Source organism: Micromonospora coerulea, assembly GCF_016598485.1.
Classification (GTDB): Bacteria; Actinomycetota; Actinomycetes; order Mycobacteriales; family Micromonosporaceae; genus Micromonospora; species Micromonospora coerulea.
In genome coordinates this window covers 1-16,925 of the sequence record NZ_JAEMUW010000007.1, presented here as the reverse complement: position 1 = coordinate 16,925, position 16,925 = coordinate 1, and the positions used below count along the sequence as shown (strand labels likewise).

Here is a 16,925-nt window from a genome sequence, read left to right as displayed (position 1 = left end):
ACCGTCGCCGCGCCGTCTCCGGTACGCGGCCGCGCGGCTCGCCGAACCGGCTCACACCGCGCGCTCACGCCGGCACCGCCACCGGCGCACCGAACTCCTGGAAGGCGATCCGCCGCTCGATCGGGTAGTGCTCACGCCCGGTCAGCTCCCGGATGATCCAGGAGTTGCGGTACGCGCCCATGCCCAGGTCCGGCGAGGTGATGCTGTGCGTGTGGGTGCCGGCGTTCTGGAGGAAGACACCGCGACCGGTGTGGTCGATGCTGTAGTTGCGGGCGACGTCGTAGCGGCCGTGGGCGTCCCAGCGGAGCCGGTCGCGGATCGGCGCCAGGAACTCGGGCACCCGGTAGCGGTAGCCGGTGGCCAGCACCAGCCCCTCGGTGGTCAGCGTGAAGTCGCGGCCCTGCTCCACGTTGCGCAGGCCGAGCGTGTAGGTCCCGCTCGCCGCGTCGTGGCTGGCCGCGGTCAGCACCGTGTTGGTCATCAGCCGGGAGGGCACCGGGCCGGCCAGGCTGTGCGCGTAGAGCAGGTCGAAGATGTCGTTGATCAGGTCGGCGTTGATGCCCTTGAACAGGCCCTTTTGTTCCGCCTCCAGCCGGTAGCGGGTCGCCTCCGGCAGGGCGTGGAAGTGGTCCACGTAGTCCGGCGAGGTCATCTCCAGGGTGAGCTTGGTGTACTCCAGCGGGAAGAACCGCGGTGAGCGGGTCACCCAGTTGAGCTGGTAGCCGTGGGTGTCGATGTCCGCGAGCAGGTCGTGGTAGATCTCCCCCGCGCTCTGCCCGCTGCCGACGACGGTGACGCTCCGCTTGGCCCGCAGCGCCGCCCGGTGGTCCAGGTACCGGGAGTTGTGGATGGCGTCGCCACCGAGCTCCCGGCACGCGTCGGGCAGGTCGGGCGGGGTGCCGGTGCCGAGCACCAACTGCCGGGCCCGGTGGCTCACCCGCTCGCCCGCGACGGTGGCGTGCACCACGTACCGCTCGTCGGCCGGGTCGTACTCGATCGAGGTGACCTCGTGGCCGAAGCGGACGCTGGAAAGCTTCGCCGCCGCCCACCGGCAGTAGGCGTGATACTCGTTGCGCAGCGGGAAGAAGCTCTCCCGGATGTAGAACGGGTACAGCCGCCCGGACTCCTTGAGGTAGTTGAGGAAGGAGTACGGCGAGGTGGGGTCGGCCAGGGTGACCAGGTCGGCGAGGAACGGGGTCTGCAGGCGGGCCGACTCCAGCAGCATGCCGGGATGCCAGGCGAACTCGTCGCGCGCCTCTAGGAAGAGGCCGTCGAGGTCGCCGATCGGCTCGGCCAGGCAGGCCAGGCCGAGGTTGTACGGGCCCAGTCCGACGGCGATGAAGTCGTGGGTCGACATGGGATCCTCCAGTTCGCTGGTCAGCCGACCGGGCAGGACAGCTCGCCGGCCGTGCGGGTACGCACGTACCAACCGGCGTGTTCGGCGAGGAGATCGAGGACGTGGGCGATGTCGTCCTCGGTCGTCTCCGGGTTGAGCAGGGTGAGCTTCAGGTGGTGGGCGCCGTCCACGGTGGTCCCCGCGACGAGGGCCGCGCCGGAGGTCGCCAGCGCCTCGCGGGCGTACAGGTTGGCCTCGTCCACCAGTTGCCGCCCGGGCCCGGTCGGCAGGTAGCGGAAGACCACCGTGCTGAGCGGGGACCGGGTCACCACCTCGAAGCGGGGGTCCTCGGTGAGCAGCTGCCAGGCGGCGTCGGCCCGGTCGACGACCTCGTCGAAGAGCGCCCCGACCGCGTTCGGCCCCATGATGCGCAGGGTCAGCCAGAGCTTCAGCGCGTCGAAGCGGCGGGTGGTCTGGAGGCTCTTGTCGACCTGGTTGGGGATCCGCTGCTCGACCGCGCGGGCCGGGTTGAGGTAGTCGGCGTGCCAGGTGGCGTGCCGCAGCACCCGGCGGTCGCGTACCACCAGCGCGCTGGAGCTGACCGGCTGGAAGAACGACTTGTGGTAGTCCACGGTCACCGAGTCGGCCCGCTCGATGCCGTCGAGCAGGTGCCGGCGGGTCGGCGAGACCAGCAGCCCGCAGCCGTACGCCGCGTCGACGTGCAGCCAGACACCGGCCACCGCGCAGCTGTCGGCGATCGCCGGCAGCGGGTCGATGCTGCCGAAGTCGGTGGTGCCGGCAGTGGCCACCACGGCCATCACCCGCAGCCCGGCGCGCCGGCAGCGGTCGATCTCCCGGGCCAGTTCGTCGGTGCGCATCCGGCGGTCGGCGTCGGTGCCCACGGTGATCACCGCCTCCGGGCCGAGGCCGAGCAGCTTCGCCGCCTTCTGCACGCTGAAGTGGCCGGCCGCCGAGGTCAGGATCCGCAGCCCGGACAACGTCTCCGGACGGGACTGACCGATGCCGGCCCGGGCGAGCGCCTCCTCCCGCGCCAACAGCATCGCCTGCAGGTTCGACTGGGTACCGCCGCTGCTGAAGACGCCGTCCGCGGCGGGCCCCAGGCCGATCCGGTCGACCGTCCAGTCGATGAGTCGACGCTCGATCAGGGTGCCGCCGGCACTCTGGTCCCAGGTGTCCATCGAGGAGTTGACCGCGCTGAGCACCGCCTCCCCGAGCAGCGCCGGGATCACCACCGGGCAGTTCAGGTGCGCCAGGTAGCGCGGGTGGTGGAAGTAGACCGCGTCGCGCAGGTAGACGTCGTGGAGTTCGTCGAGCGCCGCCCCGGCGTCGCCGAGCGGCCGGTCCAGGTCGATGCCGGCGATCCGGGGTGCGAGGTCCTGCGGTGTGGCGCCGGTGAAGGGGCGGTCCGTGGCGGCCACCCGGTCGGCCACCCGGTCGATCCCGTCGGCCAGCACCCGGCGGTAGTGCGCGACGGAACCGGCGGTGAACAGGTGGGCCCGCTCGGTGGCCGCCGGGCCGGGGACGGCTCCGGTCGGGAGGGCCTGAACGGTTGCTCCGGGCAGACTCATGGCAGTCCTCAGTGGTCGAGAGTGGACACTGCGGGGCGGACGGGGCGACGTACGGCGTCCCCAGCGGTCCCGAGTTGATCGAGTGAAGTTAGGTTACCCTAACCTAACTTCACTCAAATAGATGCTGCGCCCGCCCGGCGCGTCGTGACTCAGCCCCGCCCCACCCTGGCGGCCGCAAATGCAGAGAAAGAGTGGCTATCCGACTCGTCGGATAGCCACTCTTTCTCTGAAAGTGCGCGCGGTGCGCGGCGGGCGCGCGGCGGTGGGGGGTCAGGCGGCGGTGAGGTACTTCGCCAGGTCGTCGAGGATCTTGTTGGCGGCACCGACGCCGATGCCGGTCATCCAGACCTCGTCGGAGACGACGTGGGCCTTGCCGGCCTTGACCGCGGACAGGCCCTGCCAGAGGGTGCCACCGGTGACCTTGGCCTGCTCGGCGGCGGCCTTCTCGCCGTACGCGGTCACGAAGATGACGTCACCGTCGACCTCGTTGATCCGCTCCGGGCTGACCAGGTCGAAGCGCTTGTCCTCCTTGCCGTCGAGGCGCTGCCGCGCGGGCCGGCCCAGGCCGGTGTCGCCGACGACGATGCCGGAGAACGAGTCCGGGCCGTACACCCGGATGTTGCCCGGGATGAAGCGCACGATGGAGATTTCCCGCGAGGCGGCGTCGCCGAGCTTCGCGCCGAAGTCCTTCGCCCGCTTCTCGTAGGTGGCGAGCAGGTCCTTTGCCTGCTGCTCCTTGCCCAGGGCCTTGCCGTCGAGGAGGAGGTTCTCCTTCCAGGTGATGCCGACCTTCTCGGTGAAGACGGTCGGGGCGATGGCGGTGAGTTCGTCGTAGAACTTCTCCTGGCGGAACTTGCTGCCGAGGATGAGGTCCGGCTTGAGCGCCGTGATCGCCTCCAGGTCGGGCTCGGTGAGCACCCCGACCTCCTTGATGCCGGCCAGCTTCTCCGCACCGAAGTAGGTCGGCCAGCTCTTCGCCTCACCGGCGGTCGCCGCGCCGACCGGCGTCACGCCCAGCGAGAGCGCCGTGTCGATCTTGTCGGTGTCGAGGACGACCACCCGCTTCGGGTCGGCCGGCACCTTCGTGGTGCCCATGGCGTGGGTGATCTCCCGGGTCTCCCCGGTGGCGGCGCCGGGAGCCGGGTCGCTCTCGCCACAGGCGGTAAGGCCGACGCCGAGAGCCAGGGCCGCGGTGAGGGCGGCAGCGAGACGACGCATCAGTGTCCTTTCGAGGGGTACGAGCCGACGCGCGGGTCGCCCGCGTCGTCGGCGTGGGGGCGGACCGCCGGAACGGTCGGGTCCGCCGGGGCGGGGCGGGCCGGGTCGGCCACCCCGGGAGCCGAGCCGGCGCCCGGCGCGGAGTCCACGCCGGGCGCCGCGTCGACGGGCGGCGCCGCGTCGACGGTGCCCGCACGGCGGGCCAGCGAGGGGGCGGTGAGGCCGGGCACCACGAGCGGCGCTCCGGTCACCGGGCAGGGCACGACCACGCAGTCGAGCCCGAAGACGTCGCGCACCAGGTCGGCGGTGAGGATCTCGCGCGGCGGGCCGGCGGCCACCACCCGGCCCTCGCGCATGGCGATGAGGTGGTCGGCGTACCGGGCGGCCTGGTTGAGGTCGTGCAGCACGGCGACCACGGTCCGGCCGCGTTCGGCGCGCAGCCGGTGCAGCAGGTCCAGCACCTCCACCTGGTGGGCCAGGTCGAGGAAGGTGGTCGGCTCGTCGAGCAACAGCGCCTCGGTGTCCTGGGCCAGGGTCATCGCGATCCAGACCCGCTGCCGCTGCCCGCCGGAGAGGGTGTCCACCGGACGGTCGGCCAGGCCGGCGACGTCGGCCTGGGCCATCGCCCGGTCGACGGCGGCGGAGTCCTGCTCCGACCACTGCCGCCACCACCGCTGGTACGGCTGCCGTCCCCGGCCGACCAGGTCGGCCACGGTGACCCCCTCCGGCACCAGCGGGCTCTGCGGCAGCACGCCGAGGCGGCGGGCCACCTCCCGGGTGGGCAGGTCGCGGATGGCGGTCCCGTCGAGCAGCACGGTGCCGTGGCGCGGGGCGAGCAGCCGGGCCATGGTGCGCAGCAGGGTGGACTTGCCGCAGGCGTTCGGCCCGACGATGACGGTGAACGCGTCGGCGGGCAGGTCCACGTCGAGGGAGTCCAGCACCGTCCGCTCGTCGTAGCCGACCGTCAGGTCGCGGGTCGAGAGCATCGCGCCTCGGGTGTCAGGGGTGCGGTTCACGCGGACCTCCGCCGACGTCGGACCAGCAGGAACATCAGGTACGGCCCACCGATGGCCGCGGTGAGCACGCCCGCCGGCAGCTGGGTGGGGGCGAACAGCCGCCGGCCGGCCAGGTCGGCCAGGACCAGCAGAAGCGCACCGACCAGAGCGGCGCAGACCAGCGGGGGTCGCTCGGCGCGGACCAGCCGGCGGGCCACCTGCGGGGCGACCAGCGCGACGAAGTCGACCGCGCCGACCTGGGCGGTGACGGTGGCGGCGACCACCACGCCGGTGGCGGCCAGGCCGACCCGCCGGGCGACCGGGCGCAGTCCGATCCCCCGGGCGGTGTCGTCGTCCAGTGCGGTGCCGTTGAGCGCCCAGCCGGCCCAGGCCAGCACGGGCAGCAGGGCGGCGAGGGTGAGCGCGATCCAGAGCGTCTCGGACCAGCCCCGGCCGGCCAGGGTGCCGATCAGCCAGATCTGCGCGCGCAGCCCGTCGATCGGGTCGGCGGAGAGCATGACCACCTCGGTCAGCGCCCGCAGGGCGAACGCGACGGCCACCCCGGCCAGCACGAAGCGTTGGGCGGCCAGCCCGTGCCGGGCGCCGAGGACGAGCAGCAGCAGCGCGGCACCCAGCCCGCCGACCAGCGCCGCGGGGGCGACCACGACGGCGGCGGCGCCGGTGGTGATCGCAATGGTGGCGGCCAGGCCGGCGCCCTGGGTGATGCCGATGACGTCCGGGCTCGCGAGCGGGTTGCGGGCCACGCTCTGGATGAGCGTGCCGGCGATCCCGAAGGCCGCCCCGGCCACCGCCGCCAGCACGATCCGGGGCAGCCGCAGGTCGCGTACCACCAGGTCGTACGGGGTGCCGGCGCCGGACAGCGAGCGGAGCACGTCGGCCGGGGCGACGTACGGGGTGCCGAGGGAGAGGCTGAGCACCACGGCGGCGGCGAGCAGCACGGCCGTCACCGCGGCGACGAGCACCGCCCGGCGGCGCACCTGCACGCTGGCCGGCCCGAGCCGCAGCAGCGTCCGACCGGGCAGGCCGGCGTACGTCGGGCGGGGCGACTGAACGGCGGTCACGCGGTCACCACCTTCGCCCGGCGGACCAGGTACGCCAGCAGGGGGGCGCCGATCAGCGCGGTGATGATCCCGGCCGGCACCTCGCCGGGCGGGGCGACCAGGCGGCCGACGACGTCGGCGGCGAGCAGCAGGGCGGGCCCGAGCAGGGCGGAGACCGCCAGCGTCCACCGGTGGTCGGCACCGACCAGGGCCCGGGCCAGGTGCGGCACGGCGAGCCCGACGAAGGCGATCGGTCCGGCGGCGGCCACGGCGGCGCCGGTGAGCAGCACGGCGGCCGCGCCGCCGCCGAGGCGGACCAAACCGACCCGGTGACCGAGGCCGCGGGCGACGTCGTCGCCGAGGGCGAGCGCGTCCAGGCCCCGGGCGACCAGCACGGCCAGCGCCAGCCCGGCGAGGACGAACGGGAGCACCTGCGCGGCGACGCCGACGTCCCGGCCGGTGAGTCCCCCGACCACCCAGAAGCGGTACTCCTCGAAGGTGCGCGCGTCGATGCTGAGCAGGGCGTACACCGCGGCGGCGAGGCTGGCGTCGAGGGCCGCGCCGATCAGCGCGAGCGTGACCGGGCTGGCGCCCTCGCGGGTCCCCCCGGCCACGGCGAGGACGAGCACGCCGGCGGCGAGTGCGCCGGCGATGCCGAACCAGACGTATCCGGCGAGGCTGCCGACGCCGAAGACCGCGATGGCGAGGACCACGCCGAACGAGGCGCCGGCGCTGATGCCGAGGATCCGCGGTTCGGCGAGGGGGTTGCGGGTGAGGGCCTGGAAGAGCACCCCGGCGACGGCGAGCGCCACCCCGACGGCCAGCCCCAGGGCGGTACGCGGCAGCCGCAACTCCCGGACGATCGTGGTGGCCTCACCGGCGTCCGGGGCGGTGAGCGCCTGCCACACCTGGTCGACGGCGAGCGGGCGGCTGCCCAGGGCGAGGCTGGCCAGCAGGGCCACGACCAGCAGCAGCGCCGCCGCCGCGGTGACCACCGTCCGGCGGCCGGCGCGCCGCCGGCCCGGTACGACGGCCCGCTCGGCTGGGGTGGCGACGGTGGTCACGGCAGTTCTCCGCCCTTTCGGCTTAGGATCGCCTTACCTTAGCCGAGGCGGTTAGGCGGGCCTAACTCGGATTCGTCGATGGGGCGTTGTCGCGGCCGGTCGGGCCGGGACCCGGGCCCGGGATCCACCCCGGACGGGGCCATTACCGGACGCAAGCCGCCGATCCGGGCGTTTTCGCCCCCTAGGCTGGCGGTATGCGATTCGACCAGCACACCGTCGTCCTCCTGGTCCGCCCGACGGACCCGCCCGAGCTGCCGCTGGATGCGATCGACCGCCTGCAGAACGCCCACCTGGCGCACCAGGCTGGCCTCGCGGAACAGGGCGCGCTCCTCGCCGCCGGCCCGTTCCTCGGCGAGGACGAGCGGCTGCGCGGCTTCGCCGTGCTCTCGGTGGACCCGGAGATGGCCCGCGAGCTGTACGCCAACGACCCGGCCGTCCGGGCCGGGCGGCTGGTCGCGCAGGTGATGAGCTGGATGGTGCCGGAGGGCAACGTGCGCTTCGAGCAGGTGCCGGTTCCCCGCTCCATGCTGGAGGCGGCGTCGGGGGACTGACGCGGTCAGTCCTCGGCGGCGGGGCGGCTGCCGGGCACCACGGGCATCGGCCAGACCCCGGTCCGCGGCACCGTGGCCAGCTCCACCTGCTGGTCGGCCCAGACGTACGTCTCGGGCAGCAGGTCGGCCACCGGAACCGCGCGCAGCTCGTCCGCCGGCCCGACGATCACCTTGATTGACGGGAAGTAGTCGAGCAGCACCTGGCGGCAGCGGCCGCAGGGCGGGATGACGCCGCGGCCCCGGTCCCCCACCGCGACGATGGTCTCCAGCTCGGTCACCCCCTGGGTGGCCGCGGCACCGATCGCCACCAGCTCGGCGCACGGACCACCGGTGAAGTGGTAGACGTTCACGCCGGTGAAGACCCGCCCGTCGGCGCTCCGCGCGGCGGCGGCGACGGTGTGGTTCTCGCTGCGGCAGCGCAGCTTGGCGACGGCGGTGGCCGCCTGCACGAGCGCCCGGTCGGTGTCCCGCATGATCATCCCGTCCCCGTCCAGCACATCGGTCGGCGGCCACTCTAGCCCGCCGAACGGCCCCGACCTGGGAGGGCACGCGCGGGCGTGGTCTCCGGCGCCGCGGGCCGCGCGCCGAGCCGGGCCCGCGGGGCCGGCGAGCGGTAACCCGGCGGCGGTTCGGCGCGCGGCTGCCTATTCTTGGCGACGACATGCAGAATCCAGCCGTACCCGCCGCGCCCGACACCGTCCGCGAGCTGCACCGCCGCCTCCCCGCTCTGATGTTCCGCGACGAGCGTCGGCTCCAGCGGCGGCTGGACGGGATCCGCAGGCTGCGCGACCCGCAGCGCCGTGAGGCGGCGCTCGCCGAGATCGTCGCGGACGTGGCGCGGGCCGAGGCGCGGCTGGCGAGCCGGCGGGCCGCCGTGCCGACGATCACCTACCCGGCGCAGTTGCCGGTCAGCGAGCGCCGGGACGACATCTCGGCCGCGATTCGGGACCACCAGGTGGTGATCGTGGCCGGCGAGACCGGCTCCGGCAAGACCACCCAGCTGCCCAAGATCTGCCTGGAGCTGGGGCGCGGGATCAGCGGGCTGATCGGGCACACCCAGCCCCGCCGGCTCGCCGCCCGGACGGTCGCGGACCGGATCGCCGAGGAGCTCGGCACCGAGCTGGGCGACGTGGTGGGCTACAAGGTCCGCTTCACCGATCAGGTGGGCGAGAACAGCCTGGTCAAGCTGATGACCGACGGCATCCTCCTGGCCGAGCTGCAGACCGACCGGATGCTCCGTCAGTACGACACGCTGATCATCGACGAGGCGCACGAGCGCAGCCTCAACATCGACTTCATCCTGGGTTACCTCCGCCAGCTCCTCCCCCGCCGTCCCGACCTCAAGGTGATCATCACCTCCGCGACCATCGAGACCGACCGCTTCGCCCAGCACTTCGCCGACGCCGAGGGACAGCCGGCGCCGATCGTCGAGGTCTCCGGGCGGACCTACCCGGTGGAGGTGCGGTACCGGCCGCTGGTCGAGGTGACCGAGGCCGAGGAGGAGGACGCCGACGAGGAGAACGTCCGCGACCAGATCCAGGCGATCGGCGACGCGGTCGAGGAGCTGGCCGCCGAGGGCCCCGGCGACATCCTGGTCTTCCTCAGCGGCGAACGGGAGATCCGGGACACCGCCGACGCGCTGGGCAAGCTGGTGCAGAAGAAGCGGTCGCTGCTGGGCACCGAGATCCTGCCGCTGTACGCCCGCCTCTCCTCCGCCGAACAGCACCGGGTCTTCGCCCCGCACGCCGGGCGCCGGGTGGTGCTCGCCACCAACGTGGCGGAGACCTCGCTCACCGTCCCCGGCATCAGTTACGTGGTGGACCCGGGCACCGCGCGGATCTCCCGCTACTCGAGCCGACTCAAGGTGCAGCGGCTGCCGATCGAGCCGGTCTCGCAGGCCTCGGCCAACCAGCGCAAGGGCCGCTGTGGCCGTACCTCGGACGGCATCTGCATCCGGCTCTACGACGAGCAGGACTTCGAATCCCGGCCGGAGTTCACCGACCCGGAGATCCTGCGGACCAACCTGGCCTCGGTCATCCTCCAGATGACCTCGATCGGGCTGGGCGACATCGGGGCGTTCCCGTTCATCGACCCGCCGGACCGGCGCAACGTCGCCGACGGCGTGAACCTGCTGCACGAGCTGGGCGCGCTCGACCCGACCGAGGCGGACCCGGCGAAGCGACTCACCCCGCTGGGCCGGCGGTTGGCCCAGCTTCCGGTCGACCCGCGGCTGGCCCGGATGGTCCTGGAGGGCGAACGCAACGGCTGCGCGACCGAGGTGGTGGTGATCGCCGCAGCGCTGTCCATCCAGGACCCGCGCGAGCGGCCGGCGGAGAAGCAGGCCCAGGCCGACCAGGCGCACGCCCGGTTCGCCGACTCCGAGTCGGACTTCATCGCCTTCCTCAACCTCTGGCGGTACCTGCGCGAGCAGCAGCGGGCGCTGTCGTCCAGCGCGTTCCGCCGGATGTGCAAGGCGGAATACCTGAACTACCTGCGGGTCCGCGAATGGCAGGACATCGTCAGCCAGTTGCGCCAGGTGCTGCGTACCCCGGAAGGAGGGCGACCGGCGCGCGACGGCGACGGCCGGCGCGGCCCCGCCGCGGACCTGCCGGAGGAGATCGACACCCCGAAGGTGCACCAGTCCCTGCTGCCCGGCCTGCTCTCCCACGTCGGGCTCAAGGACGCCCAGAAGCACGAGTACCTGGGCGCGCGGGGGGCGAAGTTCGCGCTCTTCCCCGGCTCGGCGCTGTTCCGGAAGCCGCCGCGCTGGGTGATGGCCGCCGAGCTGGTGGAGACCTCCCGGCTCTGGGGCCGGGTGGCCGGGCGGGTGGAGCCGGAGTGGGTCGAGCCCCTGGCGCAGCACCTGGTGAAGCGCAGCTACAGCGAGCCGCACTGGGAGAAGAAGCAGGCCGCGGTGATGGCCTACGAGAAGGTCACTCTGTACGGCATCCCGCTGGTCACCTCCCGCAAGGTCAACTTCGGCCGGATCGACCCGGTGCTGTCCCGGGAGCTGTTCATCCGGCACGCCCTGGTGGAGGGCGACTGGCAGACCCACCACCAGTTCTGGCGGGACAACCAGAAGCTGCTGACCGAGATCGAGGAGCTGGAGAGCCGGGCCCGGCGGCGGGACATCCTGGTCGACGACGAGACGATCTTCGGCTTCTACGACGAGCGGATCCCCGCCGACGTGGTCTCCGGCCGGCACTTCGACTCCTGGTGGAAGAAGACCCGCCGGGAGCGGCCCGACCTGCTCACCTTCACCCGCGAGCTGCTGGTCAACGCCGGCCGCGGCGGGGTGGACGAGGCCGACTACCCGGACGAGTGGCGGGCCGACGGGGTGGCGCTGCCGCTGACCTACCGCTTCGAGCCGGGCACCCCCACCGACGGGGTGACCGTCGACATCCCCCTGCCGATGCTCAACCAGGTGCCGGCCGAGAGTTTCGACTGGCAGGTGCCGGGGCTGCGCGAGGAGCTGGTGGTCGCGCTGATCCGGTCGCTGCCGAAGGCGATCCGGCGCAACTTCGTCCCGGTGCCCGACTACGCCCGGGCGGCGCTGGCCGCGATGCCGGCCGGCGAGGAGCCGCTGCTCGACGCGCTCACCCGGCAGCTGCGCCGGATGACCGGGGTCACCGTTCCCCGGGACGCCTGGGACGTGGCGAAGCTGCCGCCGCACCTGCGGGTGACCTTCCGGGTGCTCGGCGAGGACGACCAGCCGGTCGCCGAGGGCAAGGACCTGCCGACCCTGCAACGCCAGCTCCGCCAGGAGGTACGCCAGGTCGTCGCCGCCGCCGCGCCGGAGGTGGCCCGTACCGGACTGACCCAGTGGAGCATCGGCACCCTGCCGCGCACCATCGAGCAGGTCCGCGCCGGGTACGCGGTGACCGCGTACCCGGCGCTGGTGGACGAGGGCACCACGGTCGGGGTGAAGGTCTTCGACTCGGAGGCCGAGCAGGCCGCCGCCCACTGGGCGGGGACCCGCCGGCTGCTCCGGCTGACCGTGCCGTCGCCGGCGAAGTTCCTTCAGGGGCGGCTCTCCAACGAGGCGAAGTTGGCGCTGAGCCGCAACCCGCACGGCGGGGTGCAGCAGCTCATCGAGGACGCGGCCGGCGCGGCGATCGACAAGCTGATCGCCGACGCGGGCGGCCCGGCCTGGGACGCCGAGGGCTTCGCGGCGCTGCGCGACAAGGTCCGCGCCGACCTGGTGGACACGGTCGTCGACGTGATGGATCGGGTCCGCCGGGTGCTCGCCGCCGCGTACGCGGTGGAGCAGCGGCTCGGCGCGACCCGGAACCTGGCCGTGGTGGCCGCCCTCGCCGACATCCGAGCGCAGCTCGCCGGGCTGGTGCACGCCGGCTTCATCACCGAGACCGGCTACGCCCGCCTGCCCGACCTGCTGCGCTATCTGACCGCGATCGAGCGCCGGCTGGACCGGCTGGCGGGCAACCCGCAGCGGGACAAGTCTCAGCAGGACCGGGTCGCGGTGGTGCAGAAGGAGTACCAGGACATGCTGGCCGCGCTGCCGCCCAGCCGCCGGCAGTCGGCGGCGGTCCGGCAGATCCGCTGGATGATCGAGGAGCTGCGGGTGAACGTCTTCGCCCAGGCTCTCGGCACCCCGTACCCGGTGTCGGAGCAGCGGATCTACCGGGCGATGGACGACGCCGAGGGGCGCTAGGAGAGCGGCTCCACGCCGGGCGGCAGCTCGTCGGAGGCGGTGGCGGAGTGGACGTAGTCCAACAGGATGCGACGCAGTTCGCGGCCGGCGTGGGTGGGCACCACGTCCCGGCGGCGGGCCACCGCGATGGTGCGGCGCACGCCCGGCGGGGCGAGGCGGGTGACCCGGATGCCGGGGCGACGGGCCACCACGATGCCGGGAACCAGGGCGATGCCGAGCCCGGCCTCGACGAAGCTGAGCACGGCGTCCATCTCGCCGCCGTCCACCGACAGGGTCGGCTCGAAGCCGGCGTCCCGGCACGCCTGCAGGGTGGCGTCGCGCAGGTCGTAGCCCTCACGGAACATCACCAGGGGCTGGTCGCGCAGGTCGGTGATGCGCAGCTCCCCGGTGGCCGAGGTGGCCGGCACCGGGTCCACCGAGGCAACCACCAGGCTCTCCCGCAGGATCGGGTCGGCGCGCAGACCGGGGTCGCCGCCCGCCGACGGCATGATGATCAGCGCCAGGTCGAGGTCGCCCCGGAGCAGGTCGCGGACCAGGTCCTGGGAGCCGCCCTCCTCCACCCGGAGGTCGACGGTGGGGTGGGCGTCGCGGAACCGGCGCAGCACCGGCGGAGCCAGTGAGGTGGCCAGGCTGGGGGTGGCGCCGAGGCGGACCCGGCCCCGGCGCAGCCCGACCAGTTCCTGTACCTCACGGCTGGCGGTGTCGACGTCGGCGAGGATCCGCTTGGCCAACGGGAGCAGCACCTCGCCGGCCGTGGTGAGGGCGATGTTGCCCCTTACCCGTTCGAAGAGCGGGGCCCCGAGGGCGGCCTCAAGGGCGTGAATTTGCTTACTCAACGAGGGCTGGGTTATGCCTACCAGGTCGGCAGCTTGGGTGAAATGTCGTACTTCTGCGACCGCGACGAAGTACCGGAGCTGATGGAGCTGCATCTACATAGCCTACGGCTATCAAGACTGCGAGGTCGATGCATTGGACGACTGATCAAACTGCTCCTAGCGTCGGTCATGTGGTAATCACGAAAACTCGGTCGCCCATTCGCTCGAACGTCGGCCTGAAGGCCGTCATGGCGGTGACGGGCATCCTCCTGGTGCTCTTCCTCATCGTGCACATGCTGGGGAACCTGAAGATCTTCACGGGGGAAACCTCGTTCGACCACTACGCGCACTGGCTGCGGGACATCGGCGCGCCGCTGCTGCCCCACACCTGGTACCTGTGGATCCAGCGGACCGTGCTCACGGTCGCCGTGGTCGCGCACATCGTCGCCGCCACCGTGCTGGCCCGGCGCGCCCGCGCCGCCCGCCCGGTGAAGTACGCCCACCGCAAGAAGGTCCAGGGCAGCTACGCGGCGCGCACGATGCGCTGGGGTGGGGTGATCATCCTGCTCTTCGTGATCTACCACATCCTGGACCTGACCACCGGTCACCTGAACCCCCAAGGCGACGCCAGCAACCCGTATGGCAACGTGGTCGCCGACTTCGCGCCGGAGCGCTGGTACGTCACGCTCTTCTACACCCTCGCCGTCGTCACGGTGGGCTTCCACCTGCGCCACGGCGCCTTCAGCGCGTTCCGCAGCCTCGGCCAGCAGTCGCCGAAGGGCGAGCGCCGCGCCCGTACCGGCGCGCTGGTCCTGGCCGTCGCGCTCTGCGCCGGCTACCTGGTGGTCCCGTTCGCCGTACTCACCGGATTGGTGTCCTGACCATGGATCTCTTCATCGAGGGCGACCCGCTCGCCGACACCAAGGCTCCCGAGGGCCCGATCGAGACCCGCTGGGACCGCCGCCGCTTCGAGGCGAAGCTGGTCAACCCGGCTAACCGCCGCAAGATGACGGTGATCGTGGTGGGCACCGGCCTGGCCGGCGGCTCCGCCGCGGCGACCCTGGCCGAGCAGGGCTACCAGGTGAAGTCCTACTGCTACCAGGACAGCCCGCGCCGGGCCCACTCGATCGCCGCGCAGGGCGGCATCAACGCCGCCAAGAACTACCGCAATGACGGCGACTCGGTGCACCGGCTCTTCTACGACACCGTCAAGGGCGGCGACTTCCGCTCCCGCGAGTCGAACGTGCACCGGCTGGCCGAGGTCTCGGTCAACATCATCGACCAGTGCGTCGCCCAAGGCGTCCCGTTCGCCCGCGAGTACGGCGGCCTGCTGGACACCCGCTCGTTCGGTGGGGCGCAGGTGCAGCGCACCTTCTACGCCCGGGGCCAGACGGGCCAGCAGCTGCTGCTCGGCGCGTACCAGGCGCTGGAGCGGCAGATCGGCCTGGGCAACGTGGAGATGAACGCCCGGCACGAGATGCTGGAGCTGATCATCGTCGACGGCAAGGCCCGGGGCATCGTCGTCCGGGACCTCGTCACCGGCGAGATCACCACCGAGATGGCCGACGCGGTCGTGCTCGCCTCCGGCGGCTACGGCAACGTCTTCTACCTCTCCACCAACGCCAAGGGCTGCAACGTCACCGCCACCTGGCGGGCGCACCGCAAGGGCGCGTACTTCGCGAACCCCTGCTACACGCAGATCCACCCGACCTGCATCCCGGTCTCCGGCGACCACCAGTCGAAGCTGACCCTGATGAGCGAGTCGCTGCGCAACGACGGCCGGGTCTGGGTGCCGAAGGCCAAGGGCGACGACCGCGCGCCGCGGGACATCCCCGAGGACGAGCGGGACTACTACCTGGAGCGGATCTACCCCTCCTTCGGCAACCTGGTCCCCCGGGACATCGCCTCCCGCGCCGCGAAGAACGTCTGCGACGAGGGCCGGGGCGTCGGCCCGACCAAGCTCGGCGTCTACCTCGACTTCGCCGACGCCATCTCCCGGCTCGGCCGCAAGGCCATCGAGGCCAAGTACGGCAACCTCTTCGAGATGTACGAGCGGATCACCGGCGAGGACCCGTACGAGGTCCCGATGCGGATCTACCCCGCCGTGCACTACACGATGGGCGGCCTCTGGGTCGACTACGACCTCCAGTCGACCATCCCGGGCCTGTTCGTGATCGGCGAGGCGAACTTCTCCGACCACGGCGCGAACCGGCTCGGCGCCTCGGCGCTGATGCAGGGTCTGGCCGACGGCTACTTCGTGCTGCCCAGCACCATCGCCAACTACCTGGCGTCCGGCCCGTTCGACAAGGTCGAGGCCAGCCACCCGGCGGTGGTCGAGGCGCGCGCCGACGTCGAGGACCGGATCCAGCGGCTGCTGGCCGTCAACGGCGACCGGACGGTGGACTCGTTCCATCGCGAGCTGGGCCAGATCATGTGGGAACACTGCGGCATGGAGCGCAGCGACGCCGGCCTGCGCAAGGCGATCGACGAGATCCGGGCGCTGCGCGAGCAGTTCTGGCAGCGGGTCCGCGTCCCGGGCGACGGCGAGGGGCTCAACCAGTCGCTGGAGAAGGCCGGCCGGGTGGCCGACTTCTTCGAGCTGGCCGAGCTGATGTGCGTCGACGCCCTGCACCGCGAGGAGTCCTGCGGCGGCCACTTCCGGGCCGAGCACCAGACCCCCGACGGGGAGGCGCAGCGCGACGACGAGCACTTCGCGTACGTGGCGGCCTGGGAGTACACCGGCACCGGCGAGCCGTCCGTGCTGCACAAGGAAGACCTGAAGTTCGAATACGTCCACCCCACGCAGCGGAGCTACAAGTGAACCTGACCCTGCGCATCTGGCGCCAGTCCGGCCCTGAGGACAAGGGTCGGATGGTGACCTACCAGGTCGATGACGTCTCCCCGGACATGTCGTTCCTGGAGATGCTCGACGTGCTCAACGAGCGGCTGATCCTCGCCGGCGAGGAGCCGGTGGCCTTCGACCACGACTGCCGCGAGGGCATCTGCGGCATGTGCGGCCTGATGATCAACGGCGACGCGCACGGGCCGCAGCGCGGCACCACCGCGTGCCAGCTGCACATGCGGCAGTTCTCCGACGGCGAGACGATCGACATCGAGCCGTGGCGGGCGCGCGCCTTCCCGGTCATCAAGGACCTGGTGGTCAACCGGAGCGCCTTCGACAAGATCATCGCGGCCGGCGGGTACATCACCGCACCGACCGGCAGCGCCCCCGAGGCGCACTCCACGCCGGTGGCCAAGGCCAACGCGGACGCCGCCTTCGAGTCGGCCGCCTGCATCGGCTGCGGCGCCTGCGTGGCGGCCTGCCCGAACGGCTCCGGCATGCTCTTTACCGCCGCCAAGATCACCCAGCTCTCGCTGCTGCCGCAGGGCCAGCCGGAGCGGTACACCCGGGTGATCGGCATGGTCGACGCGCACGACGAGGCCGGCTTCGGCGGCTGCACCAACACCGGTGAGTGCACCGCGGTCTGCCCGAAGGGCATCCCGCTGAACACCATCGGCCGGCTCAACCGCGACTACCTCGCGGCCACCGCCAAGCGGGGCGACACCCCGGGCTCCTGACTTCGCTGGTTGCTGTTGGGGGTCGGTGGTTGCTGTTGGGGGCTG

The 16,925-nt window shown here is 72.4% G+C and carries 12 protein-coding genes and 1 pseudogene; 5 read left to right on the top strand and 8 right to left on the bottom strand.

Annotated features, from left to right (window positions below; all coding sequences use genetic code 11):
* Positions 1-64: 64 nt before the first annotated feature.
* The 6 genes and pseudogenes from I8N68_RS11375 to I8N68_RS11350 form a co-directional block, all read right to left on the bottom strand.
* Complete coding sequence (locus I8N68_RS11375; RefSeq protein ID WP_200209882.1) at positions 65-1,357, bottom strand: lysine N(6)-hydroxylase/L-ornithine N(5)-oxygenase family protein; 1,293 nt, start codon at positions 1,355-1,357, stop codon at positions 65-67.
* A gap of 20 nt (positions 1,358-1,377) precedes the next feature.
* Positions 1,378-2,925: a pyridoxal phosphate-dependent decarboxylase family protein gene (locus I8N68_RS11370; protein WP_200209881.1), complete on the bottom strand. Its 1,548-nt coding sequence runs from the start codon at positions 2,923-2,925 to the stop codon at positions 1,378-1,380.
* Between the two features lie 270 nt (positions 2,926-3,195).
* A complete protein-coding gene (locus I8N68_RS11365) occupies positions 3,196-4,143 on the bottom strand; it encodes an ABC transporter substrate-binding protein (protein WP_200209880.1) in 948 nt (315 codons plus the stop codon).
* A gap of 224 nt (positions 4,144-4,367) precedes the next feature.
* Positions 4,368-5,129 (bottom strand): annotated as a pseudogene (locus I8N68_RS11360) (ABC transporter ATP-binding protein); the annotation flags it as partial.
* Positions 5,130-5,155: 26 nt separating this feature from the next.
* Positions 5,156-6,220 carry a FecCD family ABC transporter permease gene (locus tag I8N68_RS11355; protein WP_307812780.1) on the bottom strand — a complete coding sequence of 355 codons (1,065 nt, stop codon included), beginning with the start codon at positions 6,218-6,220 and terminating at the stop codon, positions 5,156-5,158.
* The gene (locus I8N68_RS11350) at positions 6,217-7,263 is read right to left on the bottom strand and encodes a FecCD family ABC transporter permease (protein WP_200209879.1); all 1,047 of its coding nucleotides are present in this window, start codon (positions 7,261-7,263) and stop codon (positions 6,217-6,219) included. Before I8N68_RS11350 ends, I8N68_RS11355 begins: the two co-directional genes overlap by 4 nt.
* 194 nt (positions 7,264-7,457) lie before the next feature.
* On the opposite strand from I8N68_RS11350, the gene I8N68_RS11345 reads away from it, so the two are divergent.
* A complete protein-coding gene (locus I8N68_RS11345; protein WP_200209878.1) occupies positions 7,458-7,814 on the top strand; it encodes a YciI family protein in 357 nt (118 codons plus the stop codon).
* A 5-nt stretch (positions 7,815-7,819) separates the two neighbouring features.
* Here the strand turns inward: I8N68_RS11345 and I8N68_RS11340 are convergent, their stop codons facing one another.
* Positions 7,820-8,287 carry a cytidine deaminase family protein gene (locus tag I8N68_RS11340; protein WP_234039444.1) on the bottom strand — a complete coding sequence of 156 codons (468 nt, stop codon included), beginning with the start codon at positions 8,285-8,287 and terminating at the stop codon, positions 7,820-7,822.
* A gap of 188 nt (positions 8,288-8,475) precedes the next feature.
* On the opposite strand from I8N68_RS11340, the gene hrpA reads away from it, so the two are divergent.
* Positions 8,476-12,486, top strand: a complete 4,011-nt coding sequence (gene hrpA, locus I8N68_RS11335) for an ATP-dependent RNA helicase HrpA (RefSeq protein ID WP_200209877.1) — start codon at positions 8,476-8,478, stop codon at positions 12,484-12,486.
* Here the strand turns inward: hrpA and I8N68_RS11330 are convergent.
* Positions 12,483-13,415, bottom strand: a complete 933-nt coding sequence (locus I8N68_RS11330) for a LysR family transcriptional regulator (protein WP_200209876.1) — start codon at positions 13,413-13,415, stop codon at positions 12,483-12,485. The genes hrpA and I8N68_RS11330 overlap by 4 nt on opposite strands.
* 35 nt (positions 13,416-13,450) lie before the next feature.
* Between I8N68_RS11330 and I8N68_RS11325 the strand changes: the two genes are divergently transcribed.
* The 3 genes from I8N68_RS11325 to I8N68_RS11315 are packed head-to-tail and all read left to right on the top strand — an operon-like array spanning position 13,451 to position 16,880.
* The gene (locus I8N68_RS11325; RefSeq protein WP_200209875.1) at positions 13,451-14,182 is read left to right on the top strand and encodes a succinate dehydrogenase cytochrome b subunit; all 732 of its coding nucleotides are present in this window, start codon (positions 13,451-13,453) and stop codon (positions 14,180-14,182) included.
* A 2-nt stretch (positions 14,183-14,184) separates the two neighbouring features.
* A complete protein-coding gene (locus I8N68_RS11320; protein WP_200209874.1) occupies positions 14,185-16,122 on the top strand; it encodes a fumarate reductase/succinate dehydrogenase flavoprotein subunit in 1,938 nt (645 codons plus the stop codon).
* Complete coding sequence (locus tag I8N68_RS11315; protein WP_200209873.1) at positions 16,119-16,880, top strand: succinate dehydrogenase/fumarate reductase iron-sulfur subunit; 762 nt, start codon at positions 16,119-16,121, stop codon at positions 16,878-16,880. The genes I8N68_RS11320 and I8N68_RS11315 overlap by 4 nt, the downstream gene beginning before the upstream one ends.
* The last annotated feature ends 45 nt before the right edge of the window (positions 16,881-16,925 follow it).

Coding starts and splice junctions, on each gene's coding strand:
- I8N68_RS11375 (WP_200209882.1), bottom strand. CDS start 1,357: ATGTCGACCCACGACTTCATCGCCGTCGGACTGGGCCCGTACAACCTC.
- I8N68_RS11370 (WP_200209881.1), bottom strand. CDS start 2,925: ATGAGTCTGCCCGGAGCAACCGTTCAGGCCCTCCCGACCGGAGCCGTC.
- I8N68_RS11365 (WP_200209880.1), bottom strand. CDS start 4,143: ATGCGTCGTCTCGCTGCCGCCCTCACCGCGGCCCTGGCTCTCGGCGTC.
- I8N68_RS11345 (WP_200209878.1), top strand. CDS start 7,458: ATGCGATTCGACCAGCACACCGTCGTCCTCCTGGTCCGCCCGACGGAC.
- I8N68_RS11340 (WP_234039444.1), bottom strand. CDS start 8,287: ATGCGGGACACCGACCGGGCGCTCGTGCAGGCGGCCACCGCCGTCGCC.
- hrpA (WP_200209877.1), top strand. CDS start 8,476: ATGCAGAATCCAGCCGTACCCGCCGCGCCCGACACCGTCCGCGAGCTG.
- I8N68_RS11330 (WP_200209876.1), bottom strand. CDS start 13,415: ATGCAGCTCCATCAGCTCCGGTACTTCGTCGCGGTCGCAGAAGTACGA.
- I8N68_RS11325 (WP_200209875.1), top strand. CDS start 13,451: ATGCATTGGACGACTGATCAAACTGCTCCTAGCGTCGGTCATGTGGTA.
- I8N68_RS11320 (WP_200209874.1), top strand. CDS start 14,185: ATGGATCTCTTCATCGAGGGCGACCCGCTCGCCGACACCAAGGCTCCC.